This is a genomic window from Methylobacterium sp. E-066 (assembly GCF_022829635.1).
Taxonomy (GTDB): domain Bacteria; phylum Pseudomonadota; class Alphaproteobacteria; order Rhizobiales; family Beijerinckiaceae; genus Methylobacterium.
Window position 1 is genome coordinate 24,866 of the sequence record NZ_JAKSYO010000212.1, and the last position, 26,902, is coordinate 51,767.

At 69.0% G+C, this 26,902-nt stretch carries 24 protein-coding genes; 14 read left to right on the forward strand and 10 right to left on the reverse strand.

Annotated elements, in window-relative coordinates:
- Positions 1-74 precede the first annotated feature (74 nt).
- From MKL20_RS31470 to MKL20_RS31480, 3 genes are all read left to right on the forward strand, one after another.
- Positions 75-1,190, forward strand: a complete 1,116-nt coding sequence (locus MKL20_RS31470) for a PA0069 family radical SAM protein (protein ID WP_244039982.1) — start codon at positions 75-77, stop codon at positions 1,188-1,190.
- 387 nt (positions 1,191-1,577) lie between these two features.
- The gene (locus MKL20_RS31475) at positions 1,578-3,710 is read left to right on the forward strand and encodes a methyl-accepting chemotaxis protein (RefSeq protein WP_244039983.1); all 2,133 of its coding nucleotides are present in this window, start codon (positions 1,578-1,580) and stop codon (positions 3,708-3,710) included.
- Positions 3,711-4,581: 871 nt separating this feature from the next.
- Positions 4,582-6,939, forward strand: coding sequence for a membrane-bound PQQ-dependent dehydrogenase, glucose/quinate/shikimate family (locus tag MKL20_RS31480; RefSeq protein WP_244039984.1), 2,358 nt, complete (start codon positions 4,582-4,584; stop codon positions 6,937-6,939).
- Between the two features lie 127 nt (positions 6,940-7,066).
- On the opposite strand, the gene MKL20_RS31485 is transcribed toward MKL20_RS31480, so the two are convergent.
- The 3 genes from MKL20_RS31485 to MKL20_RS31495 are packed head-to-tail and all read right to left on the reverse strand — an operon-like array spanning position 7,067 to position 9,602.
- Positions 7,067-7,690, reverse strand: coding sequence for a ribonuclease HII (locus MKL20_RS31485; RefSeq protein WP_244039985.1), 624 nt, complete (start codon positions 7,688-7,690; stop codon positions 7,067-7,069).
- A gap of 38 nt (positions 7,691-7,728) precedes the next feature.
- Entirely contained in the window at positions 7,729-8,775 is a 1,047-nt protein-coding gene (locus tag MKL20_RS31490; protein WP_244039986.1) for a glycosyltransferase family 4 protein, read from the reverse strand.
- Between the two features lie 11 nt (positions 8,776-8,786).
- Positions 8,787-9,602: a UDP-2,3-diacylglucosamine diphosphatase gene (locus tag MKL20_RS31495; protein ID WP_243962668.1), complete on the reverse strand. Its 816-nt coding sequence runs from the start codon at positions 9,600-9,602 to the stop codon at positions 8,787-8,789.
- 542 nt (positions 9,603-10,144) lie between these two features.
- Here MKL20_RS31495 and MKL20_RS31500 point away from each other — a divergent pair.
- The 8 genes from MKL20_RS31500 to MKL20_RS31535 all read left to right on the forward strand — a co-directional run bounded on the left by MKL20_RS31500 (position 10,145) and on the right by MKL20_RS31535 (position 20,429).
- Positions 10,145-11,353 (forward strand): aminotransferase class V-fold PLP-dependent enzyme, encoded by a 1,209-nt coding sequence (locus tag MKL20_RS31500; protein ID WP_243962667.1) that lies wholly within the window; start codon positions 10,145-10,147, stop codon positions 11,351-11,353.
- A gap of 103 nt (positions 11,354-11,456) precedes the next feature.
- The gene (locus MKL20_RS31505; protein WP_244039987.1) at positions 11,457-12,401 is read left to right on the forward strand and encodes a D-2-hydroxyacid dehydrogenase; all 945 of its coding nucleotides are present in this window, start codon (positions 11,457-11,459) and stop codon (positions 12,399-12,401) included.
- Positions 12,402-12,612: 211 nt separating this feature from the next.
- Entirely contained in the window at positions 12,613-13,473 is an 861-nt protein-coding gene (locus MKL20_RS31510; RefSeq protein WP_244019457.1) for an NADP-dependent methylenetetrahydromethanopterin/methylenetetrahydrofolate dehydrogenase, read from the forward strand.
- A gap of 12 nt (positions 13,474-13,485) precedes the next feature.
- Positions 13,486-14,127 (forward strand): methenyltetrahydrofolate cyclohydrolase, encoded by a 642-nt coding sequence (gene fchA / locus MKL20_RS31515; RefSeq protein ID WP_244039988.1) that lies wholly within the window; start codon positions 13,486-13,488, stop codon positions 14,125-14,127.
- 238 nt (positions 14,128-14,365) lie between these two features.
- Positions 14,366-15,544: a malate--CoA ligase subunit beta gene (locus MKL20_RS31520; RefSeq protein WP_243956589.1), complete on the forward strand. Its 1,179-nt coding sequence runs from the start codon at positions 14,366-14,368 to the stop codon at positions 15,542-15,544.
- 14 nt (positions 15,545-15,558) lie between these two features.
- Positions 15,559-16,449, forward strand: a complete 891-nt coding sequence (gene sucD / locus MKL20_RS31525; protein WP_243963547.1) for a succinate--CoA ligase subunit alpha — start codon at positions 15,559-15,561, stop codon at positions 16,447-16,449.
- Positions 16,450-16,587: 138 nt separating this feature from the next.
- Positions 16,588-19,350: a phosphoenolpyruvate carboxylase gene (locus tag MKL20_RS31530; RefSeq protein ID WP_244039989.1), complete on the forward strand. Its 2,763-nt coding sequence runs from the start codon at positions 16,588-16,590 to the stop codon at positions 19,348-19,350.
- 107 nt (positions 19,351-19,457) lie between these two features.
- On the forward strand, positions 19,458-20,429 hold the full coding sequence (locus tag MKL20_RS31535; RefSeq protein WP_244039990.1) for an HpcH/HpaI aldolase/citrate lyase family protein: 972 nt from the start codon (positions 19,458-19,460) through the stop codon (positions 20,427-20,429).
- A gap of 104 nt (positions 20,430-20,533) precedes the next feature.
- Here the strand turns inward: MKL20_RS31535 and MKL20_RS31540 are convergent, their stop codons facing one another.
- The 5 genes from MKL20_RS31540 to MKL20_RS31560 all read right to left on the reverse strand — a co-directional run bounded on the left by MKL20_RS31540 (position 20,534) and on the right by MKL20_RS31560 (position 23,964).
- On the reverse strand, positions 20,534-21,211 hold the full coding sequence (locus MKL20_RS31540; RefSeq protein WP_244039991.1) for a uridylate kinase: 678 nt from the start codon (positions 21,209-21,211) through the stop codon (positions 20,534-20,536).
- A gap of 96 nt (positions 21,212-21,307) precedes the next feature.
- Complete coding sequence (locus MKL20_RS31545) at positions 21,308-22,159, reverse strand: glycosyltransferase family 2 protein (RefSeq protein ID WP_244039992.1); 852 nt, start codon at positions 22,157-22,159, stop codon at positions 21,308-21,310.
- On the reverse strand, positions 22,156-22,749 hold the full coding sequence (locus MKL20_RS31550; protein WP_244039993.1) for a class I SAM-dependent DNA methyltransferase: 594 nt from the start codon (positions 22,747-22,749) through the stop codon (positions 22,156-22,158). Before MKL20_RS31550 ends, MKL20_RS31545 begins: the two co-directional genes overlap by 4 nt.
- Positions 22,746-23,483, reverse strand: coding sequence for a PIG-L deacetylase family protein (locus MKL20_RS31555; protein ID WP_244039994.1), 738 nt, complete (start codon positions 23,481-23,483; stop codon positions 22,746-22,748). The genes MKL20_RS31550 and MKL20_RS31555 overlap by 4 nt, the downstream gene beginning before the upstream one ends.
- Positions 23,484-23,640: 157 nt before the next feature.
- Positions 23,641-23,964 carry a multiprotein-bridging factor 1 family protein gene (locus MKL20_RS31560; protein ID WP_243963539.1) on the reverse strand — a complete coding sequence of 108 codons (324 nt, stop codon included), beginning with the start codon at positions 23,962-23,964 and terminating at the stop codon, positions 23,641-23,643.
- 240 nt (positions 23,965-24,204) lie between these two features.
- Here MKL20_RS31560 and MKL20_RS31565 point away from each other — a divergent pair, with 240 nt between their 5' ends.
- Both MKL20_RS31565 and MKL20_RS31570 read left to right on the forward strand, forming a co-directional pair.
- Positions 24,205-24,723 carry an META domain-containing protein gene (locus MKL20_RS31565; RefSeq protein WP_243963538.1) on the forward strand — a complete coding sequence of 173 codons (519 nt, stop codon included), beginning with the start codon at positions 24,205-24,207 and terminating at the stop codon, positions 24,721-24,723.
- Between the two features lie 312 nt (positions 24,724-25,035).
- Positions 25,036-25,200, forward strand: coding sequence for a hypothetical protein (locus tag MKL20_RS31570; protein WP_244039995.1), 165 nt, complete (start codon positions 25,036-25,038; stop codon positions 25,198-25,200).
- 39 nt (positions 25,201-25,239) lie between these two features.
- Here MKL20_RS31570 and MKL20_RS31575 read toward each other — a convergent pair whose 3' ends face one another.
- Together MKL20_RS31575 and MKL20_RS31580 are read right to left on the reverse strand one after the other, a co-directional pair.
- Positions 25,240-25,419, reverse strand: a complete 180-nt coding sequence (locus tag MKL20_RS31575) for a hypothetical protein (RefSeq protein ID WP_244039996.1) — start codon at positions 25,417-25,419, stop codon at positions 25,240-25,242.
- Positions 25,420-25,598: 179 nt separating this feature from the next.
- Entirely contained in the window at positions 25,599-25,877 is a 279-nt protein-coding gene (locus MKL20_RS31580) for a hypothetical protein (protein WP_244039997.1), read from the reverse strand.
- 136 nt (positions 25,878-26,013) lie between these two features.
- Here MKL20_RS31580 and MKL20_RS31585 point away from each other — a divergent pair, with 136 nt between their 5' ends.
- A complete protein-coding gene (locus tag MKL20_RS31585) occupies positions 26,014-26,547 on the forward strand; it encodes a gamma carbonic anhydrase family protein (RefSeq protein ID WP_244039998.1) in 534 nt (177 codons plus the stop codon).
- The last annotated feature ends 355 nt before the right edge of the window (positions 26,548-26,902 follow it).

The window sequence follows — 26,902 nt, forward strand, 5'->3', positions numbered from 1 at the left end:
GTTTGCCTGAAATTGAGGCGTTTGCGAATCCCGTGTTCGCGCTATGTTCCACGTGAAACACGGGGCGGCGCACGATGGCTGAGATTCGGAACGGCTCCATACCCGGGGCGCCCGTGCGTCTCGGTTCGAGCATGCTGCCCCCGGAGGCCCGGCGCGGCCGCGGCGCCACGGCGAACCCGACGAGCCGCTACGAAGCGGCCAAGCGCGAGGTGTTTCAGGATTCCGAGTGGGAAACCGATGCGCCTGCTCCCCTGCGCACGCAGGTGACCCTGGAGCGCGCCGCGCGGATCATCGCCCGCAACACCTCCCCGGACATCCCGTTCGACCGGTCGGTCAACCCGTATCGCGGCTGCGAGCACGGCTGCATCTACTGCTACGCGCGCCCGACCCATGCCTGGCTCGGCCTGTCGCCGGGGCTCGATTTCGAGTCGCGGATCTTCGCCAAACCCGACGCGGCCAAGCTCCTGGCGCGGGAGATCGCCGCGCCGGGCTACGCGCCGGAGACGATCGCCCTCGGGACCGCCACCGATCCCTACCAGCCGGTGGAGCGCGAGCACCGGATCACCCGTGCGGTGCTGGAGGTGCTCCAGGCAGCGCGCCACCCTGTCGGCATCACCACCAAGTCCGATCTGGTGCTGCGCGATCTCGACATCCTGGCCGAGATGGCCGCGGACGACCTCGTGCTCGTGGCGGTCTCGCTGCCGACGCTGGACCCGCGCCTCGCCCGCCTGCTCGACCCGCGGGCGCCGCGACCGGAGAAGCGGCTCGCGGCGATGCGGCGCCTGTCTGAGGCCGGGGTGCCGGTGATGGTCAACGTCTCGCCGATCATCCCCGGCCTGACCGATCACGAGATCGAGGCGATCCTGGCGCAAGCCCGGGAGCACGGTGCCGGCCGTATCGGCCACGCGCTGCTGCGCCTGCCCGGCGAGGTCGCCGACCTGGTAGCCGACTGGTTTGCCGAGCACTATCCCGAGCGCCAAGCGCGGGCCTTCGCGCTGCTGGCGCAGGCGAGGGGCGGCCGCGAGAACGATCCCCGATTCGGCCACCGCTTCCGCGGGGAGGGGGCCTATGCCGAGATGATCGGCCGGCGGGTCCGCCTGGCGGGTGGCCGGCTCGGCTTCGCCTTCGGACGGATGGCGTTGAACCGGACGGCGTTCCGCAAGCCGGGAGCGCAACTCGCGCTGTTCTAAGGCGGTCGCATCCGCCCGGATGAGCGCCGATCTCGAAGCACAAGCGCGATCCCGCGTGCCTCGCGCAGCCGAGATGCGTTTGCCGCCTCCCGGCACGCAGGACCGGGCACCGTTCCTGGCGTCCGGATGGTGGCAAGGATCAGATCTGGGCGCCACGGATTCAGATGACGACCCGACCGGAATTCCGATCGGCCGCGTTGTAGTGCAAAGACGCGAAGGAAAACAATCTTGATCTGCGGACATTTACTTATATTTATTGTCATAAATGTGTGTTGCAGGCGGCATAACCCGCCCCATGTAGAATATTATTCCGATAAATATCTCGGATTTGTTCTGGATCGCATTCGCAAAAAAGCTTAACGACTCAGTCTTTACGGAACGATTTCGATGTCTCGCGCGCCGCACCCGTCGCTCAGCCGCATCGCTTTGGCGAGGCTATCGATCGGCAAAATCCTGTGCGCGATCCTGTTCGCGATGAGCGTCATGCTGCTCGGCTCGGGCGTGACGACCTTGCGGGACGCCCAGATGCAGGCCGATCAGAGCCGCCGCGTGGTGGCGCTCACGGAGGCGAGCCGGACGCTCCTCAAGGATCTGCTCGCCATCCGCATGGAGCGTGGCCGTACGCTTCAGGCCCTCAAGGCCGCTGCACCGATTCCCGGAAAGGACGTGGAGCTGATCGCCACCCAACGCGCGACCCTGGCGAGCGGTGTCGATCGGCTCGGGACTCTGGCCCGCGAGGTCGACGTGCCTTCGGTGCGGGAGAAGGCCGAGCTGACGCAACGGGCCTACGCGGCCCTGCTCGAGCTGCGCCCGCAGGTCGATGCCGCCCTGGCGGTGCCGGCGGCGCAACGATCCGCCGGCACGCTGCCGCCCTTCGCGGGGGCGTCTCAGGCGCTGCTCGATGCGTTGATGGCGGCGAACGACGCGGTCGATGCCGTGATCCCGCGCGGCGACGCGACTCTGGCCCATTACCTCGATCTGAAGCGCGCGGCCTGGATGTCTCGGGCCCTGATCGGCGGCGTGGTCGTGCGGATCGAGCTCGCGGTCGCTGCCGGCACGCCCTGGTCGCAGGCGGACATCGTCGCGGCGTCCGAGGAACGCGGTCGCCTGGCCGGCGCCTGGGACGGTGTGGTCCGGGCTGCCGTCGACGAGACCGCGGACACGGTCCGAGCCGCCTTCCGCAAGGCCAAGGCCGACAATTTCGAGGGCGAGGCGGCTGCGCGCCGCCAGGCCGCCACGGAGGCGCTCACACAGGGTCGGCCGACAGGATTGTCCATCGACGAGTTGCGCACGCGCCAGACCGCCGAGGTGAACACGATCGCCGACCTCGCAAGCACAGCCCTCGACGCGCTGGTCGATCAGGCTCGGGCACTGACCGCGGAAGCAAGCGCCACCCTGCTGCGGACCGTCCTGTTCCTCGCCGCCGCGATCCTGTTGACCGGAATCGGCACCCTCGTCGTGGTCCGCCGGGTTCTCCGGCCGATCCGCAGCATGACCGAGGCCATGCGGGCGCTGGCCGCCGGCGACGCCTCGGTCGTGGTCCCGGCCCGGGAGCGTCAGGACGAGATCGGCGCCATGGCCGCCGCCGTCCAGGTGTTCAAGGACAACCTGCTCCGGACCCGACAGCTCGAAACCGAGGCGGACGAGGCGCGCCGCACCGCCGAGGCGCAGCGCCGGGCGGTCACGCGGCAGATGGCGGAGGCCTTCGAGGCCGCAGTGTCCGGCATCGTCACCCAGGTCTCGTCCGCTGCCACCGAGTTGCAGGCCACCGCCTGGCAGATGACCGCGAGCGCCCAGGAAACCGCCAGCCAATCCGGCACGGTGGCGGCGGCAGCCGAGCAATCGGCATCGAACGTCAACACTGTAGCGAGCGCTGCCGAGCAGCTCGGCAGCTCCGTCGATGAGATCGGCCGGCAGGTGCAGGATTCGACGATCCTCGCCCAGCGGGCGGTGGGCGAGTCCGACCAGACCGCCGCCCTCGTCTCCGAGCTGAGCGCCGCCGCCGCCCGGGTCGGCGACGTGGTGCAGCTGATCGCGTCGATCGCGGCCCAGACCAACCTGCTGGCGCTCAACGCCACGATCGAGGCGGCCCGCGCCGGCGAGGCGGGCCGGGGCTTCGCCGTGGTGGCGACCGAGGTGAAGGAGTTGGCCGGGCAGACTGCCAAGGCGACCGAAGAGATCGCCAACCAGATCGGCCGGATCCAGGGGGTGACCGGCGAGGCGGTGGGCGCGATCGGCGCGATCACCGGCCGCATCCGGGAGATCAACACGGTCGCGAGCGCGATTGCGGAGGCCGTGGAGCAGCAAGGGGCGGCGACCCGGGAGATCGTCCGCAACGTCACCCAGGCGACCGCCGGGACCCAGGAGGTCACCGGCAACATCGCCGGCGTGGCCCAGGCCGCCGAGCAGACCGGCGCCGCGGCCGAGCAGGTTCTGGCGTCCGCCACCGGGTTGTCGCGCCAGTCCGAGCAGCTCGCCGCCGAGGTCGACCGCTTCCTCACCACCGTGCGCGCCGCCTGAGCGCGGATCGCTTTTCGCGATGACGTCCCGATCATGCAGGGCTACGGACTACACAGGTCGAGGCGTCATCGCTCTTGCAGGGCTCGACGCGTCCCGTCTCCCGAATGGGCTACGATGTTTGCACATCGTTGCCGGATGAGGGCGGCAGCCGGACACACGCTGCGTCTCCCTCCCCCGCAGAGCTACGATGTTTCACACATCGGCTTGCGAAAGCCGCGACGCGCCCCCTCTCCCGTGCGGGAGAGGGTTGGGGTGAGGGACCAGGTCTTTCCGGAGAAGTCGCATCCCTCACCCTGTCCCTCTCCCGCACGGGAGAGGGGACCCGCGCCACATTCGGGGATGTGGGAATCCGATAGCCCGCAGAGGGGCAGGGTGAGAGGCGCGCGTAACCGGCCGTCATCCCCTTCCGTCAAAGATCCGTGAAAATCATAGCCCGAACGGGAGGGGGGGCTCGCATCTTCTGTGGGCCATGAGGGTGATCGCGCTCGGCATGCAACCCTGTGGTGCCTGTCGCGTGCCGGCTTCGGGCGCGCGCGTTCGATCGTTTCCGTCTCGGCCTCATCCGATCGAGAAAACAGAGCGTCGCCCGCCCCTGCTGCCGCTGTGGCGAGCCGATGCTCGCGCTTCGGGAGCGCCCGTGGATCGCGAGAGCAGGTCCGGCTGGCGAAATCTGCGCTGCGTGGTGGTCCGATGACAGATCCCGGCCCCGCTATGCAATGGATCGAACGAAACATTGTCGATTTACACAAGAAAAATAATAAATAATCGGCACATTGCAACATGATGCATGATAAAAACATAGAAAAATGTCGTTGACCGAGGCGAGACTCAAGATAAAGAGGCGCGTATCTCGCACGGTTGAGGTTATCCGATGCATCGACCCAAAACGCTTGCCGATGGAGCGCTGATCCTGCTCGGGATCGTGCTGGCTCTGATCGGTTTTGCCTTTGCCGCCGGCGGGATTTATTTGGCCTGGCTCGGCGGGAGCTTGTATTTCGTGGTCATGGGTGCCGCGATGCTGGTCTCGGGTGTGCTGGTCGCCCAGCGGCGACGCGCGGGGGCGCTGCTCTACGGGGCGGCGTTCGTCCTGACCGGAATCTGGGCGGTGTGGGAGGTCGGGTTCGCGTTCTGGCCGCTGGTCTCGCGGCTGTTCGCCCTGGCCGTGCTCGCCTGCGTGGTCGCCCTGCTCGCGCCGTTGCTCAATCGATCAGGCGGCGGCGTGTGGCGCCGGGCTTCCCTCGGCATCGCCGCCGCGCTGGCGCTCGCCCTGGTGGCGACGACGCTGCGGGCTTTCCAGCCGGTGCCGATCATCGCCGCGACCGAGATTGCGGCGGTGCATCCGGCGACCCAGGCGGCGCCGCAGGTCGATTGGACGGCCTGGGGCAACACCACGGGTGGGACCCGCTTCGCCGGTCTGACGCAGATCGACACCACCAACGTCGCCAATCTCCAGCCGGCCTGGACCTTCCACACCGGCGACGTCGCCATCAGCAACGGCTTCGGCGCCGAGGATCAGACCACGCCGCTGCAGATCGGCGACACCGTCTATGTCTGCACGCCGAACGACATCGTCATCGCCCTCGACGCCGATACCGGCACCCAGCGCTGGCGCTACGACCCGAAGGCGAGCGCCCCGCAATGGCAGCGGTGCCGCGGGCTCGGCTATCACGATGCGGGCGCCTCAGCCGGTGACAAGGTCTGCCCCCGCCGCCTGCTGCTGGCGACGATCGACGCGCGCCTGATCGCGCTGGACGCCGCCACCGGCCAGCCCTGCCCCGATTTCGGCGCGGACGGCACGGTCGATCTCAAGACCGACATGGGCGAGATCAAGTCGGGCTACTACACCCAGACCGCCGCCCCGCTGATCGCCGGCGATCTCGTGGTGGTCGGCGGCCGGGTCGCCGACAATATCGAGACCGGCGAGCCCGGCGGCGTGGTCCGCGCCTACGATGTCGGCAGCGGCGACCTGCGCTGGGCCTGGGATCCGGGCAACCCGGCGACCACGCGCCTGCCGCCCCCCGGTGATACCTACACGCGCGGCACGCCCAACGTCTGGACCAGCATGGCCTACGACTCGGCCCTGGGCCTGATCTACGCGCCCACCGGCAACGCGACGCCCGACTTCTTCGGCGGCCACCGGACCGCGGAGGACGACGCCACCAACTCGTCGATCTTCGCGCTCGACGCCGCGACCGGCCGGCCGCGCTGGCACGTCCAGCTCGTTCACAAGGACCTGTGGGACTTCGACGTGCCGGCTCAGCCGGCCCTCTACGACGTGCCGGACGGGAAGGGCGGCACCCTGCCGGGTCTGATCGCGGCGACCAAGCACGGCCAGATCTTCCTGCTGAACCGGGAGACCGGGGCGCCGATCGCGCCGGTCACCGAGCGGCCCGTGCCGCAGGGCAACGTGCCGGGCGAGCATTACGCACCGACGCAGCCGTTCTCGGACATGCCGTCGATCGGCACCGAGACCCTGACCGAAGCCGACATGTGGGGGGCGACGCCGTTCGACCAGCTCCTGTGCCGGATCCAGTTCAAGGGCATGCGCCACGAGGGGACCTTCACCCCGCCGGGCTTCGATACCGCCCTCCAGATGCCGGGCTCGCTCGGCGGCATGAACTGGGGCAGCACCGCGATCGACATGACCCGGGACTACCTGATCGTGAACGACATGCGGCTCGGTCTGTGGAACCGGCTGATCGCGCGGGACCAGGTCGAGACCGGCAAGGCCGCCGGCACCGAGATGGGGATGTCGTCGATGCGCGGCACGCCCTACGTCTCCGTCCGCAACCGCTTCGTGTCGGCGCTGAACATCCCGTGCCAGAAGCCGCCCTTCGGCACGCTGACGGCCATCGACCTGAAGGCCCGCCGGATCGCCTGGCAGGTCCCGCTCGGCACGGTGGAGGATACCGGGCCGCTGGGGATCAAGATGCACCTGCCGATCCCGATCGGGCTGCCCTCGCTCGGCGGCTCGCTGGTGACCGGCTCGGGCCTGATCTTCTTCGCCGGCACGCAGGATTACTACCTGCGGGCGTTCGAAGCCGCGACCGGCCGCGAGGTCTGGAAGGGCCGCCTGCCGGTTGGCAGCCAGGGCGCGCCGATGACCTACCGGTCGCCCAAGACCGGCCGCCAGTACATCGTGATCACGGCCGGCGGCGCCCGCCAATCGCCCGACCGCGGCGACTACGTGGTCGCCTACGCGCTGCCGGCCGAAGCCGGATCGAAGTAATCCGATCCGCCTACCGGCACGACGGGGTTTCCAAAGGGCTCAGCCCTTTGGCGGGGTTCGGGGGCGGAGCCCTTGAAGCTTGCAGGGTTCCACCCTGCACCCGCAAAAGGTCTCGACCTTCTGAAACCTAGCCGAACCCGCGGGTAAAGCTGAGGCGGTGGTGGGGGCTTCGGCCGAGTCTGGTCAGGCCGGCCCGGTGGATGGCTGTGCCGTAGCCGACATTGCGCTCCCAGCCGTAGCCCGGATGGCGCTCGGCGAGGCGACGCATCAGCTCGTCGCGAAACACCTTCGCGACGATCGAGGCGGCTGCGATCTGCGGCACCAGTCCGTCGCCGCCGATCACCGCCCGACCCGGCAGGCCGGGCAGGGCGTCCCGGCCGTCCACCAGGACCGGGGCCGCGATTCCAAGGCGGGACACGGCCCGCAGCATGGCGTCGAGGGTCGCGGCGCGGATGTTGATCCGGTCGATCAGCGCCCGGGAACCCGCCGCTACTGCGACCCGGGCATGGGTGCGGATCAGCGGCGCCAGCTGCGCGCGGATCGGTTCGGGCACGCGCTTGCTGTCGTCGAGTGCAGCCAGCAGGGCAGGGGGGATCGCTGACGGGTCGAACCAGACCGCCGCGACAACCACGGGCCCGCACAGGGCGCCGCGCCCGACCTCATCGCAGCCGATCACCGCGGGGTAGTCCGCGGCCCGGGCCGGGTCGAAGGGCAGGGTGAGGGCGGGCGTTTTTCGCTTCACGGGCGGCATGGCGCCGTCCTGCCATCCCGCGCGGCCGCCGTCACCGGTCAGGCGGCGTTCCGGGTCCCGCGCTCGCCGCCATGGGCCTCGATGATGTTTCCGAAGAACTGGTCGGCGCTGACGTCCCAGCCGCGGCGCAGCGCCTCCTGCCGGCACTCGGCCCGGGACAGGCGCAAGGCCGCCAGCGCCGCCGTGCGCAGATCCTGGTCGAGGATGCCGACGCGGGTCCCGCTCAGCACGTCGTTGGGGCCCGGCACCGGGAAGGCGGCGATCGGCAGGCCGCAGGCCATGGCTTCCAAGAGGACGATGCCGAACGTGTCGGTGAGGCTCGGGAACACGAAGGCGTCGCAGGCGGCGTAGACGGACGCGAGCGCCGCCCCCGTCCGTGTGCCGAGGAAGCGCGCCTCCGGGGCCAGCGCCTGCAGCCGCGTCCGGTCCGGACCGTCGCCGACCACGACCTTCGTGCCGGGCAGGTCGAGGGTGAGGAAGGCCGCGAGGTTCTTCTCCACGGCGAGCCGGCCGACATACAGGAACAGCGGCCGGGGCAGCCCGGCCAGCTCCGCCGGCGGCAGCTCGCCGGGGTCAGCCGGACGGAACCGCTCGGTATCGACCCCGCGGGTCCAGCGCATCAGATGGGCGAAACCCTTTGCCTCGAGCTCCGCCTGGAGGGAGGCGGTGCTGACCATCGTGCCGCGCGCCGCCCCATGGAAGCGGCGCAGATAGGCGTAGGACCACGCCTCCGGCACCGGCAGCCGGGCGGCGAGATATTCGGGAAAGCGTGTGTGGTAGCTCGTGGTGAAGGGCAGCCCGTTCGCCAGGCAGTGCCGCCGGGCCGCGAAGCCGATCGGCCCCTCGGTGGCGATGTGGACGTGGCTCGGCCGCTCCGCGGCCCAGCGCGCCGCGACCCGGTCGCGTCCCGCCAAGGCCAAGCGGATCTCCGCATAGCCCGGCAGGGGCAGGGAGCGGAAGTCAGCCACCGAGAGCAGGGCCGTCGCGAAGCCGTGCTCCGGGGCGCGCCGGACCATCTGCTCCAGGGACCGGACGACGCCGTTGACCTGCGGATGCCAGGCATCGCTGACGATGAGGAGTTTCACGCGTGGGTCCCTCACGCCACCGCGCGCCGGCCCGGCACCGCCCGCGGTGCGGCTTCGGCCTCGCGGGCCCGGAGGATGCTCGGATAGTGCAGCACCTCGATCCGGCCGTCGTAATGCTCGATCAGGCCGGTGCAGGATTCCACCCAGTCGCCGGTGTTGAGATAGCGCAGGTCGCCGATCGCCCGGTCGGCGGCGTGGTGGATATGCCCGCAGATCACCCCGTTCGCGCCCTGGCGGCGCGCCTCCTCGGCCAGGATGCTCTCGAACCGGCCGATGAAGCTGACGGCATTCTTCACCCGCAGCTTCGCCCAGGCCGAGAGCGACCAGTAGGACAGGCCGACCCGCCGCCGGATCCGGTTGATCAGGGTGTTGAGGCTCAAGGCCAGCGTGTAGGCGCCGTCGCCGAGATGGGCGAGCCAGGGCGAGTGGCGCACCACCATGTCGAACTGGTCGCCGTGGATCACCAGGTAGCGCCGTCCGTCGGCCGCCTCGTGGATCGCGGTCTCGGCGATCTCGATGCCGCCGAAATTGGTGCCGACATAGTCGCGCAGGAACTCGTCGTGGTTGCCCGGCAGGTAGACGATCCGGGCGCCCTTGCGCACCTTGCGCAGGAGCTTCTGCACCACGTCGTTGTGCTCCTGCGGCCAGTACCAGCCGGAGCGCAACTGCCAGCCGTCCACGATGTCGCCGACCAGGTAGACGGTGTCGGCGTCGTAATCCCTCAGGAACGACAGCAGAAGCCCGGCCTGGCAGCCGCGCGTGCCGAGATGCAGATCGGACAGGAACAACGTCCGGACCCGGACCGGCATCTCCTCATCCTCGGCCACGTCACCCTCCCGGCGGTCGAACGGTCGGGGGATCCAGAGCGCGATCACGTCTCAGTTTGATGACGCGGACCCGCATCGCTGTGGGGTGTCTTGGTGGGGTGCGGGGAAAGTCATCAAGCGCGAATAGCTGACGTTGCGGCGCACAAAAAATTTTTTTGCCACGATCCCGAAGTTTTTCCGGTTTTGCTTCCCAGCTTCGCCGCCTCATAATACCAGCAACCGGTGGCTCGGCATGAGCCGGGCCGGATGCGTACTGGAAGGCGGCCAGGGTGCCTTGAGACGAGGCGCCGTAGAACGGGACGGCATTTCGGAGGCGACCGGCGCGCGGGGGCGCGCCGCGACGCGAGCGGCACGAGGCCGCCTGCCGCTCCGCTGGGCCCCCCGATCCACGGACGACGCGAATGGTGTTCGGAGAGCCGCGGCCGGCGCCGCGACTGCCGGTGCCGCTCGCAGAATGCCCGACGAAGCCCCAGGGCGCCAAGGACGTTTGAACCAACCGGCGCGGGTCCGCCCGCGCGCAACAGATTTTTGGAGGAAACACCATGGCCGCAACCCGGCGCCCCGGTCGCAATCACCTGTTCATCCCGGGCCCCACGAACATCCCGGATCGCGTCCTGCGCGCGATGCACGTGCCGTCCGAGGATCACCGCTCGCCGAGCTTCCCCGAGCTGGTGAAGCCGCTGCTCCAGGATTCCAAGATCGTGTTCGGTTCGACCGCCGGGACGATCATCCTGTTCCCGTCCTCGGGCACCGGCATCTGGGAATCGGCCCTGTCCAACACCCTGTGCCGCGGCGACAAGGTGCTCACCGCCCGCTACGGCCAGTTCAGCCATCTCTGGGTCGACATGGCCCAGCGCCTCGGCCTCGACGTGATCGTCCAGGAGGAGGAGTGGGGCGCCGGCGCCGATCCGCAGAAGATCGAGGAGGCGCTCCGGGCCGATAAGGACCACGCGATCAAGGCCGTGATGGTCGTCCACAACGAGACCGCCACCGGAGTCACCAGCGATATCGGCGCGGTCCGCAAGGCCCTCGACGCCGCCGGCCACCCGGCGCTGCTGTTCGTGGATGGCATCTCGTCGATCGGCTCACTGCCGTTCAAGATGGACGAGTGGGGCGTCGACTGCGCCATCGCGGGCTCGCAGAAGGGCTTCATGCTGCCCGCCGGCCTCGGCCTGATCTGCATCAGCCCCAAGGCGCTGAAGATCGCCGAGGGCGGCACCGGCCGCAACGACCGGCTCGGTCACGCCTACTTCGCCTGGAAGGACCAGCTCGCCGCCAACGCCACCGGCTACTTCCCGTACACGCCGGCCCTGCCGCTGCTCTACGGCCTGCGCGAAGCCCTGACGATCGTGAAGGAGGAGGGGCTGGAGAACATCTACCACCGCCATCACGTTCTCGCCGAGGCGACCCGTCAGGCGGTGGCGGCCTGGGGCCTCAAGCCCTGTGCCAAGGAGCCGAAGTGGAACTCCGACACGGTCACGGCGATCGTGGTGCCGGAGGGGGTCGATGCCGCCAAGGTGATCAGCCACGCCTACGAGCGCTACAACCTCTCGCTGGGCACCGGCCTGTCGAAAGTCGCCGGCAAGGTGTTCCGCATCGGCCATCTCGGTGACCTGAACGAGCTGTCGCTGCTTGGCGGCATCGCGGGCGCCGAGATGGCGCTCATCGATTGCGGCGTGAAGGTCACGCCCGGCTCCGGCGTCGCCGCCGCGTCGAGCTACCTGCGCGAGAATCCGCTGCACAAGGCGTAAATCGCGCGGGCCACCGAGGCGGGAGCCGCTTGCCGCTCCCGCCTCGGCAGGCAAATAACAAGAAGAATCCCGAGGAAACCGCCCGTCGCCCGAGAGGGGATCCATGACGAAGAAAATCGTGTTCCTGGACCGCGAGTCCCTCGACGCGACGGTCCGGCCGTTCAGCTTCCCCCATGAGTATGTCGAGCACGACTCGACCTGGACGCCCGAGGACACGGTCGCCCGGCTCCAGGGGGCCGAGATCGCGCTGATCAACAAGGTCCCGATGCGGGCCGAGACCCTGAAGCAGCTCCCCGACCTGAAGCTGATCGCGGTGGCCGCCACCGGCACCGACGTGGTCGACAAGGCCCAGGCCAAGGCCCAGGGCATCACCGTCGTCAACATCCGCAACTACGCGTTCAACACCGTGCCCGAGCACGTGGTCGGGCTGATGTTCGCCCTGCGGCGGGCGATCGTGCCCTACGCCAATTCGGTGCGGCGGGGCGACTGGGCGAAATCCACGCAGTTCTGCTACTTCGACTACCCGATCTACGACATCGCCGGCTCGACGCTGGGCATCGTCGGCTATGGGGCGCTGGGCAAGTCGATCGGCAAGCGCGCCGAGGCGCTGGGCATGAAGGTCCTGGCCTACGACGTGTTCCCGCAGGACGGGCTGGTCGATTTCGAGACGATCCTGACGCAATCCGACGTGATCACGCTGCACGTGCCGCTCACCCCCGACACCAAGGGGATGATCGGCGCCGCCGAGCTCAAGCGGATGAAGAAGAACGCCATCCTGATCAACACCGCCCGGGGCGGGTTGGTGGACGAGGCCGCCCTGCTCGCCGCGCTCAAGGACGGGACCATCGCGGGCGCGGGCTTTGACGTGGTCGCGCAGGAGCCGCCGAAAGACGGCAACATCCTGTGCGAGGCCGACCTGCCGAACCTGATCGTGACCCCGCACGTCGCCTGGGCCAGCAAGGAAGCGATGCAGATCCTGGCCGATCAGCTCGTCGACAACGTCGAGGCGTTCGTCGCCGGCAAGCCGCAGAACGTGGTCGAGGGTTAGCCGGGGGATTTTGGAGGGTGCGTTCCCCTCCCCCTTGCGGGGAGGGGTTAGGGGTGGGGGTGGTGCAGACGGCACCGCTCCGGTCATTCCGGAACCACCCCCACCTCCGGCTCCTCCCCGCAAGGGGGAGGAGAGGCGCGCCCATCCGCCCACGGCGCGAACGACAATCAGCGACAGCGCCGCAGGGCGCGACACAAGGATCGAAAAAGAAATGAAAAAGCTGCTGTTCCTGTTCGACACCGATGCGATGCCGAACGTGTTCGACACGGTGGTCGGCTACGACGGCGGCGCCGATCACATCACCGGCTATGGCGGCGTGAATCCGGACAACGTCGGCGCCCTGGTCGATGGCACGATCTACACCCGCGGCGGCTCCGAGAAGAAGTCGACGGCGATCTTCGTCGGCGGCGGCAGCATGGCTGCGGGCGAGGAGCTGTTCGCCGCGGTAAAGAAGCGGTTCTTCGGCCCGTTCCGGGTCTCGTGCATGCTCGATTCCAACGGCTCCAACACCACGGCCGCCGCCGGCGTCGCCCTGGTGGCGAAGGCCGCTGGTTCGCTCCAGGGCAAGAGTGCCGTCGTGCTGGCGGGCACCGGCCCGGTCGGCATGCGCTCGGCGGCGCTGCTCGCCGGCGAGGGGGCCGACGTGACCATCGCGGGCCGCGCGCTGGACAAGACCCAGGCCGCCGCCGACGCGATCAACGCGCGCTTCAAGGTCAGCGTGAAGGCCGCCGCGACGCCGGACGAGGCCTCGCGCATCGCCCTGGTGAAGGGCAAGAACCTCATCTTCACGGCCGGCGCCATCGGCGTCGAGCTGCTGCCGGAAGCCGCCTGGGCCCAGGATCCGGCCGTCGAGATCGTCGCCGACTACAACGCCCAGCCCCCGACCGGGATCGGCGGCATCGAGGTGATGGACAAGGGCAAGGACCGCAACGGCAAGAAAGCGTTCGGCGCGCTGGGCATCGGCGGGCTGAAGCTCAAGCTGCACCGGGCCTGCGTCGGCCAGCTCTTCGAGAGCACCGAGCAGGTGCTCGATGCCGAGGAGATCTACGCGCTCGCCAAGTCGATGGCCTGAGGGGAGGCGCCGGTGACCGAGACACGTCCCCCCGAGAGCGACAGCATCGAAACGTTCCTGACGGCGCTGGCGAGCGCCGCCCCGACCCCCGGCGGCGGCGGCGCGGCGGCGATCTCCGGCGCCATGGGCGCGGCCCTGGTGTCGATGGTCTGCAACCTGACCATCGGCAAGAAGAAGTACGTGGAGGTCGAGGTCGAACTGAAGGACGTGCTCGCCCGGTCCGAGGGCCTGCGGGTCGTGCTCACCGGCATGATCGGCGAGGACGTCCAGGCCTTCGACGCCGTGATGGGCGCCTACGGCCTGCCCAAGGCCACCGACGACGAGAAGGCGGCCCGGGCCGCGGCGATCCAGGCCGCGCTCCGGACGGCCACCGACGTGCCGCTCTCCTGCTGCCGGGCCTGCCGCACGGTGATCGACCTCGCGGCGATCACTGCCGAGAAGGGCAATCTCAACGTCGTCTCCGATGCCGGCGTGGCGGTGCTCTCGGCCTATGCCGGCCTGCGCAGCGCGGCGCTGAACGTCTACGTCAATGCCAAGGGGATCGAGGACCGGGAGTTCGCCGACGAGCGGCTCCAGGAACTCGAAGGCCTGCTCGCCGAGGCCGGAGCGCTCACCGAGAAGGTCTACGGGGTGGTCAAGGCCAAGGTGAACTGAGCCGGGCTGAATCCGCCACGGGTGCCGCAAATGGATCGTCAATGAAGGCCGGGTGCATCATGCGCCCGGCCTTTCTTTTTGCCGGAATGCTGCAGTGCAATAGTGGATACGATTTGTTTTGCGGCCGCGAAAAAGGTCACCTAAACCGACAGATCAAAAAATTTGACGGGCGTAATCTTCCCATTCAACTAAAGTAGACAGCGTCGAACGGCGGCAACGACCGCGGAGGAGGCGCCGAATGGACGTCCACGAGTACCAAGCCAAGGAGCTGCTCGCGAGCTTCGGTGTGGCGGTCCCGAAGGGCGCCATCGCGTTCAGCCCGGACCAGGCGGTCTATGCCGCCACCGAACTCGGCGGCTCGTTCTGGGCCGTGAAGGCGCAGATCCATGCCGGCGCCCGCGGCAAGGCCGGCGGGATCAAGCTGTGCCGGACCTACAACGAGGTCCGCGACGCCGCCAAGGAGCTGCTGGGCAAGCGCCTCGTCACCCTGCAGACCGGGCCCGAGGGCAAGCCGGTCCAGCGGGTCTATGTCGAGACCGCCGACCCGTTCGAGCGGGAACTCTATCTCGGCTACGTGCTGGACCGGAAGGCCGAGCGCGTGCGCGTCATCGCCAGCCAGCGCGGCGGCATGGATATCGAGGAGATCGCCGCCAACGAGCCCGAGGCGCTGATCCAGGTGGTGGTCGAGCCGGCGGTGGGCCTGCAGCAGTTCCAGGCCCGGGAGATCGCCTTCCAGCTCGGCCTGAACATCAAGCAGGTCTCGGCCGCGGTGAAGACCATCATGAACGCCTACCGGGCGTTCCGCGACTGCGACGGCACGATGCTGGAGATCAACCCGCTGGTCGTCACCAAGGACGACCGGGTGCTGGCCCTCGATGCCAAGATGAGCTTCGACGACAACGCGATGTTCCGCCGGCCGGGCATCGCCGACATGCACGACCCGTCGCAGGGTGATCCCCGCGAGGCCCAGGCCGCCGAGCACAACCTCAGCTACATCGGGCTCGAGGGCGAGATCGGCTGCATCGTCAACGGCGCCGGGCTCGCCATGGCGACCATGGACATGATCAAGCACGCGGGCGGTGAGCCGGCGAACTTTCTGGACGTGGGGGGAGGGGCCTCGCCTGAGCGGGTCGCGACGGCGTTCCGGCTCGTGCTCTCGGACCGCAACGTCAAGGCGATCCTGGTCAACATCTTCGCCGGCATCAACCGCTGCGACTGGGTCGCTGAGGGCGTGATCCAGGCCGCCCGGGAGGTGAAGATCGACGTGCCTCTGGTGGTTCGGCTCGCCGGCACGAACGTCGAGGCCGGCCAAAAAATCCTGGCCGAGAGCGGCCTCGACCTGATCACCGCCGACACCCTGTCGGACGCGGCGCGCAAGGCGGTCGAAGCCTGCGACGCCGCCAAGAAGAACCGCTGAGGGGAGACCACGCCATGAGCATCCTCATCGACGAGACCACCCCGATCATCGTCCAGGGCATCACGGGCGATAAGGGCACCTTCCACGCCAAGGAGATGCTGGAATACGGCACGAACGTCGTGGGCGGCGTCACCCCCGGCAAGGGCGGCCGCACCCATCTCGGCCTGCCGGTGTTCAACACCGTCAAGGAGGCGGTGGCCGCCACCGGCGCCACCACGTCGATCACGTTCGTGGCGCCGCCGTTTGCGGCGGACGCCATCATGGAGGCGGCCGATGCCGGGCTTCGGCTGGTCTGCTCGATCACCGACGGCATCCCGGCCCAGGACATGATGCGGGTGAAGCGCTACCTGATGCGCTACCCGCGGGATCGCCGCACCATGGTGGTCGGCCCGAACTGCGCCGGCATCATCTCGCCCGGCAAGGCGATGCTCGGCATCATGCCCGGCCACATCTATCTCCAGGGCAATGTCGGGGTGATCTCGCGCTCGGGCACCCTCGGCTACGAGGCCGCCTCGCAGCTCAAGGAGCTCGGCCTCGGGATCTCGACCTCGGTGGGCATCGGCGGCGACCCGATCAACGGCTCGTCGTTCCTCGACCACCTCGCCCTGTTCGAGACCGACCCGGATACCGACGCGGTGCTGATGATCGGCGAGATCGGTGGCCCGCAGGAGGCCGAGGCCTCGGCCTGGATCCGGGACAACATGTCGAAGCCGGTGATCGGGTTCGTGGCCGGGCTCACCGCTCCCAAGGGGCGCCGGATGGGCCATGCCGGGGCGATCATCTCGGCGGCCGGCGACAGCGCAGCCGAGAAGGCCGAGATCATGCGCTCCTACGGTCTCACCGTGGCGCCCGATCCCGGCTCCTTCGGCCAGACCGTCGCCGACGTGCTCGCCCGGGCGGCTTGAAATCTTCCCTCCCCCTTGCGGGGAGGGACCGAGGGTGGGGGTGGTGCAGAAGGGACCGGATCGCTGGATCCTGCGCCACCCCCACCCCTACCCCTCCCCGCAAGGGGGAGGGGAGCGCATTGCGCTCAAGGTGGCTCCATGACCCGTACCCTCCACGCATCCCCCGCTCTTGCGGAAGCCAGCGCCTTCGCGCCGCCGGTGATCACCGGCACCTCGGCTGAGCAGGCCCTCGACATCCTGTTCCAGGCCCTGCTCGACGTCGCCCGCCGGCACGACCCCGATCTCGAAGCTGTGCTGCACGGCACCGCCGACATCTCGCGGTTCTCGCCGGAGATGCTGGCCCGCGCGCTCCAGGTGCAGGGCATCTGGTTCCACCTGATCTCGATCGCCGAGCAGAACGCCGCGATGCGGCGGCGCCGGCATGTCGAGCGCACGGAGGGACGGGCGGCCTTGAGCGGTTCGTTTGCGAAGGTGTTTGCTGACGCCCGCGCCCAGGGCGTCCCGCCGGAAAAGATCCAGGCGCTGCTCTCCGACCTGCGCATCCGCCCGACGCTGACCGCGCACCCGACCGAGGGTAAGCGGGTGACGGTTCTGGAAAAGTTCCGGCGGATCTACCTGGTGCTGCGCGAGCTGGAGATGCCGCGCTGGACCGACCGCGAGCGCAACGGGCTCATGAACGAGCTGCGCGACCAGATCGAGCTGGTCTGGATGACCGGCGAATTGCACCTGGAGAAGGCCACCGTCGAGCGGGAAGTCGCCTGGGGTCTGCACTTCTTCGACGAGACCCTGTTCGAGATGCTGCCCGAGACCATGGACACCCTGGAGGAGTCCCTGGCCGAGGCCTATCCCGGCACGCCGTTCAAGGTGCCGCCGTTCTTCCAATTCGGCTCGTGGATCGGCGGCGACCGGGACGGCAATCCCTACGTCACCGCCGCGGTCACCCGGCAGGCCCTGCACCGCAACGCGCTCGCCTCGCTCAACCGCTACCGGGACGGCGTGCGCGAGCTCGGCCGGACGCTCTCGCTCACCGAGCGCGCGCTGCCGCTGCCCGAGACGTTCCGCCAGGAACTCGACCGGCAGCTCGCCGAGAGCGGTCAGGCCCGGGCCATCGCCCGGCGCAATCCCGGCGAGCCGTATCGCCAGTATCTCACCTGCGTCCTGCGCAAGCTCGACGCGACCATCGCCCGCAATGAGGGCGAGCACCCGTCCGGGCCGGATTATGCCAGCGCCGACGGCCTGATCGAGGACCTGCGCGTGCTCGAGCGCGGGCTGGACGATGCCAAATGCGGCGCGCTCGGCCGCGACCTGGTCCGGCCGGTCCGCCGCATGGTCGAGATCTTCCGGTTCTCCACGGTCAGGCTGGATCTGCGCGAGAACACCACCCGGACCACCGAGACGCTGCAGGCGCTCTGGCGCCAGCGCAATGGCGAGGGCGAGCCCCCGGCGCTCGGCTCGGCGGCGTGGCGGCAATGGCTCGACGCGGAACTGGTCCGGCCCCGCGACCCGGAGCGCTCCTTCGAGAACCTGCCCGACGCCGCCCGCGAGACCCTGGCGACCTTCGCGCTGGTGGCCGAGATGCGCGAGAGCCTCGACCGGGAGGCGTTCGGCGCCTTCATCCTGTCGATGACCCGCTCCGTGGAGGATGTGCTGGGCGCCTACCTGCTGGCCAAGGAGGCCGGCGTGTTCCTCGACGCCGCCGGCCCGGACATCCGCCCGGAGATCTGCCCGCTCGCGATCGCGCCCCTGTTCGAGACCATCGACGACCTGCGTGCCGCCCCGGCGATCATGCGCGAACTCCTCACCGTGCCGGTGGTGCGCCGCTCGACCCGCTGGCAGGGCGGCGTGCAGGAGGTGATGATCGGCTATTCCGACTCCAACAAGGATGGCGGCTTCGTCGCCGCCAACTGGGAGCTGTACAAGGCGCAGAGCAAGCTGACTCGCCTCGGCCAGGAGCTCGGCGTCGGCATCGCGTTCTTCCACGGGCGCGGCGGCTCGGTGAGCCGAGGCGGCGTGCCGACCCATCGGGGCATCATGGCCCAGCCGCCGGGCTCGATCCGTGGGCGGTTCCGCACCACCGAGCAGGGCGAGGTCGTCTCGTTCAAATACGCCAACCGCGGCACCGCCGCCTACCAGATGGAGCTGCTCGCCGCTTCGGTGTTCGAGCATGCCCTGGCGGGCGACGGCGAGCGGGCGAGTGTCGGCCACGACGACGCCCTGGAGGCGTTGGCCGGTGCCTCGCGCGCGGCCTATGTCCGGCTGCTCCAGACCGACGGCCTCGTCGATTACTTCCAGTCGGCCAGCCCGCTGGACGAGATCGCGCTCCTGAACATCGGCTCGCGGCCGGCCCGCCGGTTCGGCGCCCGCTCGCTCTCGGATCTCCGGGCGATCCCCTGGGTGTTCGCCTGGTCTCAGAACCGGCACGTGGTCACCGGCTGGTACGGGGTCGGCTCGGGGCTCGCGAGCTTCCTCGACGTGCGCGGGCGGGACGGCGAGGCGACCCTGAAGCGGCTGTTCCAGGAGTCCCGGGTGTTCCGCCTGGTCCTCGACGAGGTCGAGAAGACCCTGATGATGGTCGATCTCGACATCGCCCGCGCCTATGCCGGCCTCGTCCCCGACGCGGGCATCCGGGACCGGATCTTCTCGATGATCGAGGCCGAGTACGCGCTGACCCGCGAGATGGTGCTGCGGGTGAGCGGCGGAACCGAGCTGGCCGAACGCTTCCCGCTGTTCCGCGACCGGCTGAAAGGCCGGCTGCCGACCATCAACCAGGTCGGCCGCGAGCAGGTCGAACTGCTGGCCCGCTACCGCGCCGAGACCGACGAGGACCGGCGCGAGGCGGTGAAATCCGCCCTGTTGCTGTCGATCAACTGCATCGCGGTCGGCTTCGGCTCGACGGGGTGAGGCGAGGCGCCCTGTCGGTGCCCCACACCTGACCCATCTTGTTCCCGGAGGGCGATCCCCACGCACCCCGGCGGCATCAGAACCGTTACCAGGAGAGAGAAACACCCATGAGCTTCACCCTGATCCAGCAGGCCAAGCCGCGCCTGCACCGTTCCGAACTCGCCGTCCCGGGCTCCAACCCGACCTTCATGGAGAAGTCGGCGTCTTCGGCCGCCGACGTGATCTTCCTCGATCTCGAGGACGCGGTCGCTCCCGACGACAAGGAGAAGGCCCGCACCAACATCATCCAGGCGTTGAACGACCTGGATTGGGGCAACAAGACCATGATGATCCGCATCAATGGTCTCGACACCCACTACATGTACCGCGACGTGGTCGACATCGTCGAAGCCTGTCCGCGGCTCGACATGGTGCTGATCCCCAAGGTCGGCGTGCCGGCCGACGTCTACGCCATCGACGTGCTGGTCACCCAGATCGAGCAGGCCAAGAAGCGCGACAAGCAGATCGGCTTCGAGGTGCTGATCGAGACCGCCCTCGGCATGGCCAACGTCGAGGCGATCGCCCAGTCGTCGAAGCGCCTGGAGGCGATGTCCTTCGGTGTGGCCGACTACGCTGCCTCGACCCGCGCCCGCTCCACGGTGATCGGCGGCGTGAACCCGGATTACTCGGTGCTCACCGACAAGGACGAGGCCGGCAACCGGCAGACCCACTGGCAGGATCCGTGGCTGTTCGCCCAGAACCGCATGCTGGTGGCCTGCCGCGCCTACGGCCTGCGCCCGATCGACGGCCCGTTCGGCGACTTCTCGGATCCGGACGGCTACCGCTCGGCGGCCAAGCGCTGCGCGGCGCTGGGCTTCGAGGGCAAGTGGGCGATCCACCCGTCCCAGATCGACCTCGCCAACGAGGTGTTCACGCCGTCCGAGGCCGAGGTCACCAAGGCCCGCCGCATCCTGGAGGCCATGCGGGAGGCCGCCAAGGCTGGCCGCGGCGCCGTCTCCCTCGACGGCCGCCTGATCGACATCGCGTCGATCCGCATGGCCGAGGCGCTGATCGAGAAGGCGGATGCGATGAAGGCGTGAGCTTCGGCAGGTCTAAAATGGGTCTTGGGGTTTTCCCAGGACCCATTTTTCACCGCCGTCGAAGATGTGGGCCGTCGGAAGTTGCCGCGCTCGTTGAGCTGGTATCAGCTCAATTCGGGCAAGCGTTGAATGTGTGCTTTTGCGCTTTCGAAATTAGCGTTCTCAAAGACGATGTGCGCACCTGTTTTCGGGTCGCAATAAGTTTCGTAGATTGCGAAAGCCGGTAGATAGCGCTCGCGATAGATTGCTTGAGACTCTTCGGGACCCCCGAGGCGCTCGGCATCCCGATCGGCGCCGCGGGCACGTGCCAATTCTACGGGCACGTCGACGAAGATGATCAGATCCCATTCAGCCCGCAATTCCGGCCGCTGCAGGAACGTGCCATCCACGATCAGGATATTGCCGGCTTCGGCCTTATGCCGTGGCGCATCTATGGGACGATCTAATTCGAGATCGAAGCTCGCCGTTCTATAGAGCAGGTCACCCTGCGGGCCGAGAGGGCGTAGAAGCAAGTCCTTGATCGCAGTCAGGTCCCGCGCATCGTAATAGTATCCTTCTGCTGACCTGCGACCGCGCGAATAGCGTTCGGCCTTCGGGCGATGAAAGCCGTCGATGCTGGTTCGAATGACACTGCGGCCATGGTCCCGTGTCTCGGTCGCGATCTCGTCGGCCAAGGTCGTCTTGCCGGAGGACGTTCTGCCGTCAATCGCAATGCGCAGCGGATGACTCGGCCGGAGATCTAGGATGAGGCGGACGATCGCATCGATAGCTCGGCCGCGCATCCAGACCTCGTTGTTTCGGCTCACTGCCGGCGCCCGATCGACAATTTGGACTCTGCAGTCCCACCGGGCTGGTCTCTATCGTAGGCGCTGCTTGTGTCAGAACGGCCGCGCATCCGGCAGCCGCGCCGCCGCCATCTCGACCGGCGTCGGGTCGCGGTGGACCACGATCCCGTTGGACCGGTCGGCTGCGATCAGGCCGAGCCGCGCGAACCCGTCGAGCCAGCCGTCCATCGGCCAGAAGCCGTGGCGGGCCTGGAAGCGGGCAGCGTTGGCGACGATGTCGCGAAAATGCTGGAGCGGCGGGTCGTAGCTTCCATGGTGCTGGTGGTAGGCCCGCGGTCCGCCGAGGAACAGGATCGGCACGCCGGCCTTGTCCGCCCGGAACGCCAGGTCGGTATCTTCCGCGCCGTAGCCGGAGAAGGACTCATCGAAGCCGCCGATCCGGTCGTAGGTCGCGGCCCGCACCGCGAAGGCCAGCGACCAGAACAGGCCCGGCTGCGGCGCCGACGCCACGAGCCCGGGGGGCGGGAAGGCGCGCGCCGGGTGCGGATGGCCGAGCCGGTCGAGTTCGGCCTCCTGCCAGCCGTCCTGTACGGCGCCGGCCGGCAGATACCCGATCTCGCAGCAGATCAGGCCGTCCTGCTCGGCCACCGCCCGGGACAGGCCGGCGACCAAGCTACGGGACGGAATGCAATCGACGTCGAGGAAGACCAGCGTGTCGGTCCGGGCCGCCCGGCGTCCGGCATTGCGCGCGGAAGCGAGCGGCAGGCCGTCCCGCGGAAACGGAACGCGTTCGACCGGGAACGGCAGGTCCGGCAGGGGGGCATCGTCGCCGCCGATCTCGATGATGATGCAGGCCTCGGGCGGCGTGCCCCGTGCCAGGCCCTCGAGCAGCCGCGCGAGATGCGCGCCCCGGCCCTTGTTGAGGGTGATGACCGTGGTGCTCACAGGGATGCTCCGGCGCGCAGCACGTCGAGGCGATATTTGTCCGTCCGGTCCTGGTGCAGCAGGCGCGCGAACGGGGCGGCCTGCGCGATGAAGCTCTCGGCGGCCTCGTCCCCCGATTGCGGATAGTCGGTCTCGCCGATCCAGTGGACCAGCACCAAGTCGCCGCCGGGCTCGATGGCATCGCCGACGCGGCGGACCAGCTCTGCGAGATCGGGCGCGGCGAGGAAATACAGGAACTCGGACAGCACGATCAGGTCGAACCGGCCCTCCGGCCAATCCGCCGGCACGGCGCCCTGGCGGATCTCGATCGTCGGCCTGTCGGCGCAGCGGGCCCGGGCGGCCTCCACGGCGGCCGGGATCAGGTCGCTGGCCAGGAGGCGGTCGCAGCGCTCAGACAGGGCGCGGGTGAATACCCCGATGGCGCAGGCCGGCTCGAAGGCGGCACGGTAGCGCGGCCGCGGCAGGCAGGCCAGCGTCGCCGCGTACTTGTCGCGCTCGTAGGCCGAACTCGTGAACTGCCAGGGATCCGGATCGCTGGCGTAGATGCCGGCGAAATAATCCACCGGCAAAGTCTCGGTCGCGCGGCTCATGCGGGGATCCTGACGAAGCGTTCGTAGGGCCCGCAGAGCCGGTCGATCATCGCGGGCTCCAGGCGAAAACCCGTGGGATCGTCCGAGATCAGGTCGGTGGTCTGCGATTCGTGCGCCGCAACCGCTCGGGCCTTGGTCGTCCGATAGGCCGAGACATCAAGGCGCAAGCCCTGCGGTGCCGGACCGACCTCAGTTTCGGGCGGCAAGGTCCAGCCCCAGACCGGGTATTCGTAGACCGTGACATCCGGCATCTGCGGCCGGGCCAGCCCGACGATGGCGGCCGACGCCTTGTGGTCGCAATGGGGATCGTGCCGCCAGGTCACGAACACCGCGCCGGCCTCGCAGGCAGTGGCGGCCTGCGCGACGGCATGGGCGGCCGCCTCGGCCTCGGGGCCAGTGCTCGGCACGTGGGCGTCGGGCAGGCGCAGGAAGGTGACGGCCTCCGCGGCCAAGCCGAGGATCGCCACCGCCCGGAGCGTCTCCGCCTCGCGTAAAGTCCGCAGCTTGTCCGGCGGGTACAGCTCGGAGTGGGTGTGCGAGCCGCAGCCGTCGCTGACCACCACAAGGCGCACGTCCCGCCCGGCGGCGCGCGCCGCCGCGATCAGGCCGCCGCAGCCCAGGCTCTCGTCATCGGGATGGGGCGCGACCACCAAGAGGCCGCCCCGCTCCACCAGGGTGCCGAGGTCCGCCACCGGAAGCGCGTCGGCAGCCGCCAGGAAGGCGTCGGCCCGCATCAGCGTGGTCCCGTCGCGAATGCGGCAGGCGCGCCGTTGCGGATCGTGGGGCTGACGTGAACGGTCACGGATCGCTCCTGGGACGGCGGGCGGATCAAGGCGCTCAGCTTTCGGCTCCTGCGGCTGAACGCGTCATGAGCGGCCGCCCGGACCTCCCCTAGCGATCGTTCTCGGTGGTGAGCGCGCCGAGCCGGACGCCCTCGTCGGCCGTGGCCTGGGCGGCGAGGTGGACACCGGGATTCGGCGCATCGTCGAACACCGCGCCCGCCGCGCACAGGGCGCTGCGCAGGGCCTCGATCTGCCCGCTCGGCGGGTCGCCGTAGCCGCTCTCAAAGTCGCGCACGAACCGCTCGTCGAGGCCGACCTTGGCGGCGAGCTCCGCCTCGGACCATCCGAGCAGACCCCGTGCCGCCCGCGACTGCGCCGGGCTCATCGCGGGCGCGCTCGCCCCGGCCTGCCCGCCCTCGTCAGATCCTGCCACGTCGTCCTCCATCCCGTGCTGTGACCAACAACGATATCCGCCGCGGATCGTTTCCGGGCGCCGCGCGATGCGCCGCGACCATAATTGTGCTGAAATTCCGTCGCATCCGCGGGGGCGTATGGGTTCGGGGCGGCCTCGACGCGCGAATCACGGGCGTCGGGCCGGCATGCGTCGTTGGCGCGGCGCCCCCGGATGGACGATGAGTTAAGCGCCGTGTGCGCGCGTTTGAGGGGCAGAACGATGAGAGCGGTGCTGATCGCCACCTTGGCCTGTGCCGTGATGGCCGTGGACCTGACCGCAGCGACCCAGGCCCAGGCCCAGATGGGCGGCGGCGCGCCCACGGGCTTCGGCCGCGGCAACCGTCGCCCCGGCGGCGAGGAAGAGAAGAAGCCGCAATACGTGCCCGGCACCAAGGCGAGCGAGAAGATCTTCCCGCTCGACTCGACCTGGACGGCTGTGAGCCTCAACGGCAAGCCGTTCACCGGCGGCGACCGGCCGAGCTTCATCATCGACAAGCAGTACCGCGCCCGCGGCTACGGCGGCTGCAACACCTTCGCGGCCACCGCCTTCCCGCTGAAGGACCAGCACCTCGCGGTCGGTCCGCTCGCGCTGACCAAGAAGAGCTGCGACAAGGGCCTCGCGGCCTCCGAGCAGGCGTTCTTCGTCGCCCTGCGCACGGCGGCGGTATGGGATCTGGTCGGCTCCCAGCTGGTGCTGAAGAGCCCGAACGGCGAGTTGAAGTTCGACCGGGCGCTTTGAGCGCTCGTTTGGCTGCATGATTTCCGTTGCGGGACGGCTAGGGACGCCACAAGCCGCCACATCTCACCGCTCGTCTTGAGAGGCCGCGCAGCAGCCCGGAAGGAGGACTTCAGGGCTCACCGAGACGCCTGGAGGGCTCCTTCAAGGCTTCTGCTGTGCGGACGCTCGTTAGGATGAGGTCGCGGGTGGGATGGGGTGGTGAGGCCGTCGCCGCTTTAAGGCCGGGTTCACCACGCCGCGCGAACCCGGCCCCCGATTCAGACGCTCTTGAGGGCCGCCGGCCTTTTCTCCTCGGACATCGAGGAGGCGCGCATGGCCATCGGGATCGGTTTCGGACGCGAGGAGATTCTGCGCCCCGGCGTATCGCGGCCCGCGCGCTTCACCGCGCCGCCCGCGTTCCACGCGCCCGCTCTCTGGCTCGCCGCCGCCGTGTCGGCCGTGGCAACGCTGTTGCTGATTGCACGGCTCGCCGCCTGACGCTCGGGGGACGGGCAACACCGCGAGACGCGGGCCGGATCACTCGCCGTCGCGCGGGTCCTGCTCCTCGACCGCGTCAGGCGCTGAATCCTGGTCGGTCCCGGCCTGGGCATGGGACATCACCGGAGGAAACAACGCCGCTAGACCAGCGGCGACCCCGTAAAGAATAGGATGCGCGTTCAAGCCCACACGGGGCGGGTTCAGATCGTCATTGATCATAATCATGGCTTCCGGTCTCGCGCCTGTGCGAGCAACGGTCCGTGTTGACATGCTTGCTGTTGAGCCGTTGGAGCATGTTCAATGCTGCGCCCCGCGTTTTGTTGCCGCAGGAACGAGGATTTTTTCTCACATCGATTGATCCGGCCGCCCTCGGGGCCTGACCGGATCATGCTGTGGCCTCAACCGCGTCGCCGAAGGACGGGTCCAGGCAGGGCATTCGGGATGCGGCAGGCGGCTGGAAGCACATCGAGGATCACGGCGCTCGGGCAGCGCGCCCGGCAGGTCTCCGCCGCTTCGATCTGATCGCCCCCGCAGGCATCCGCGAAGCAGAAGGTCGCGAGATCCTCGCAGGTCGCCCGAAAGCCGCCGACCCGTGCGCCGTCATGCCAATCCGCCGCCGCAGCGGCCTGCGCCAGCAGCAGGCCCGCGAGGCCGATCGATGCCGCGATCCGTTTCACGCCTGCGCCTCGCGTCCGGTTGAGCGTTCAGCCTAGCATTGGCAGCGAGGCCGGACCTGTGCCATTCCGGCGACAGGCGATGCCCATCGTCGGCCTCGACGCCGACCGATGAGCCCCCCCGGGACGGAAGCCAGCCATGCCGCTCTACGCCCTCGACGATCACGTGCCGCAGCTTGCCGATCCCGATCGGGTCTGGATCGCCCCGGACGCCCAGGTGGTCGGCCGCGTCCATCTCGGCCTCGATGTCGGCATCTGGTTCGGCGCGGCCTTGCGCGGTGACAACGAGCCGATCCGCATCGGCGACCGGACCAACGTGCAGGAGGGCGTGATTATGCATGTCGATCCCGGCTTTCCGCTGGTGATCGGTACCGATGTTACGGTGGGCCACGGCGCCATCGTCCACGGCTGCACGATCGGCGACGGCAGCCTCGTCGGCATGGGCGCGACGGTGCTGAACGGCGCCAGGATCGGCCGGGGCTGCCTGATCGGGGCCAACGCACTGGTCACCGAGGGCAAGGAGTTTCCGGACAACAGCCTGATCGTCGGCGCCCCGGCCAAGGCCGTGCGCACCCTCGACGCCGAGGCGGTGGAGGGCCTGCGCCAGGCGGCCCAGCGCTACGTCGAGAACGCCCGGCGCTACAAGGCTGGCCTGCGCCGCATCGACGGGTGAATAAGAAAGATCAGCGAGCTCGTCCCATCAAGGGAAGGGGCTCTATAGGACTTCGGGTGATCTCACCCTCGACCTCATCCTGAGCTGCCCGCGTCAGCGGGCCTCGACGCAGCCCTCCAGCGCTCGCTGAGCCGTCCGGAGGGCCTCTTCGACGCCGAACGATCGGCGATCGCCCGGCACCTCAGGATGAAGCGGAGATCTGGCTCCTTGTAGCCTCAGGCTTTCTTGGCCGTCGCCCGCTCCATCGCTTCCTCGATCAGCCGGTAGGCCTCTTTCTTGTCGCCCCTGCGGACGAACTTCACCCACTTTCCGGTCCCCATAGCCTTGTGATGCTCGAAGACGTCGTGTGTCTGCC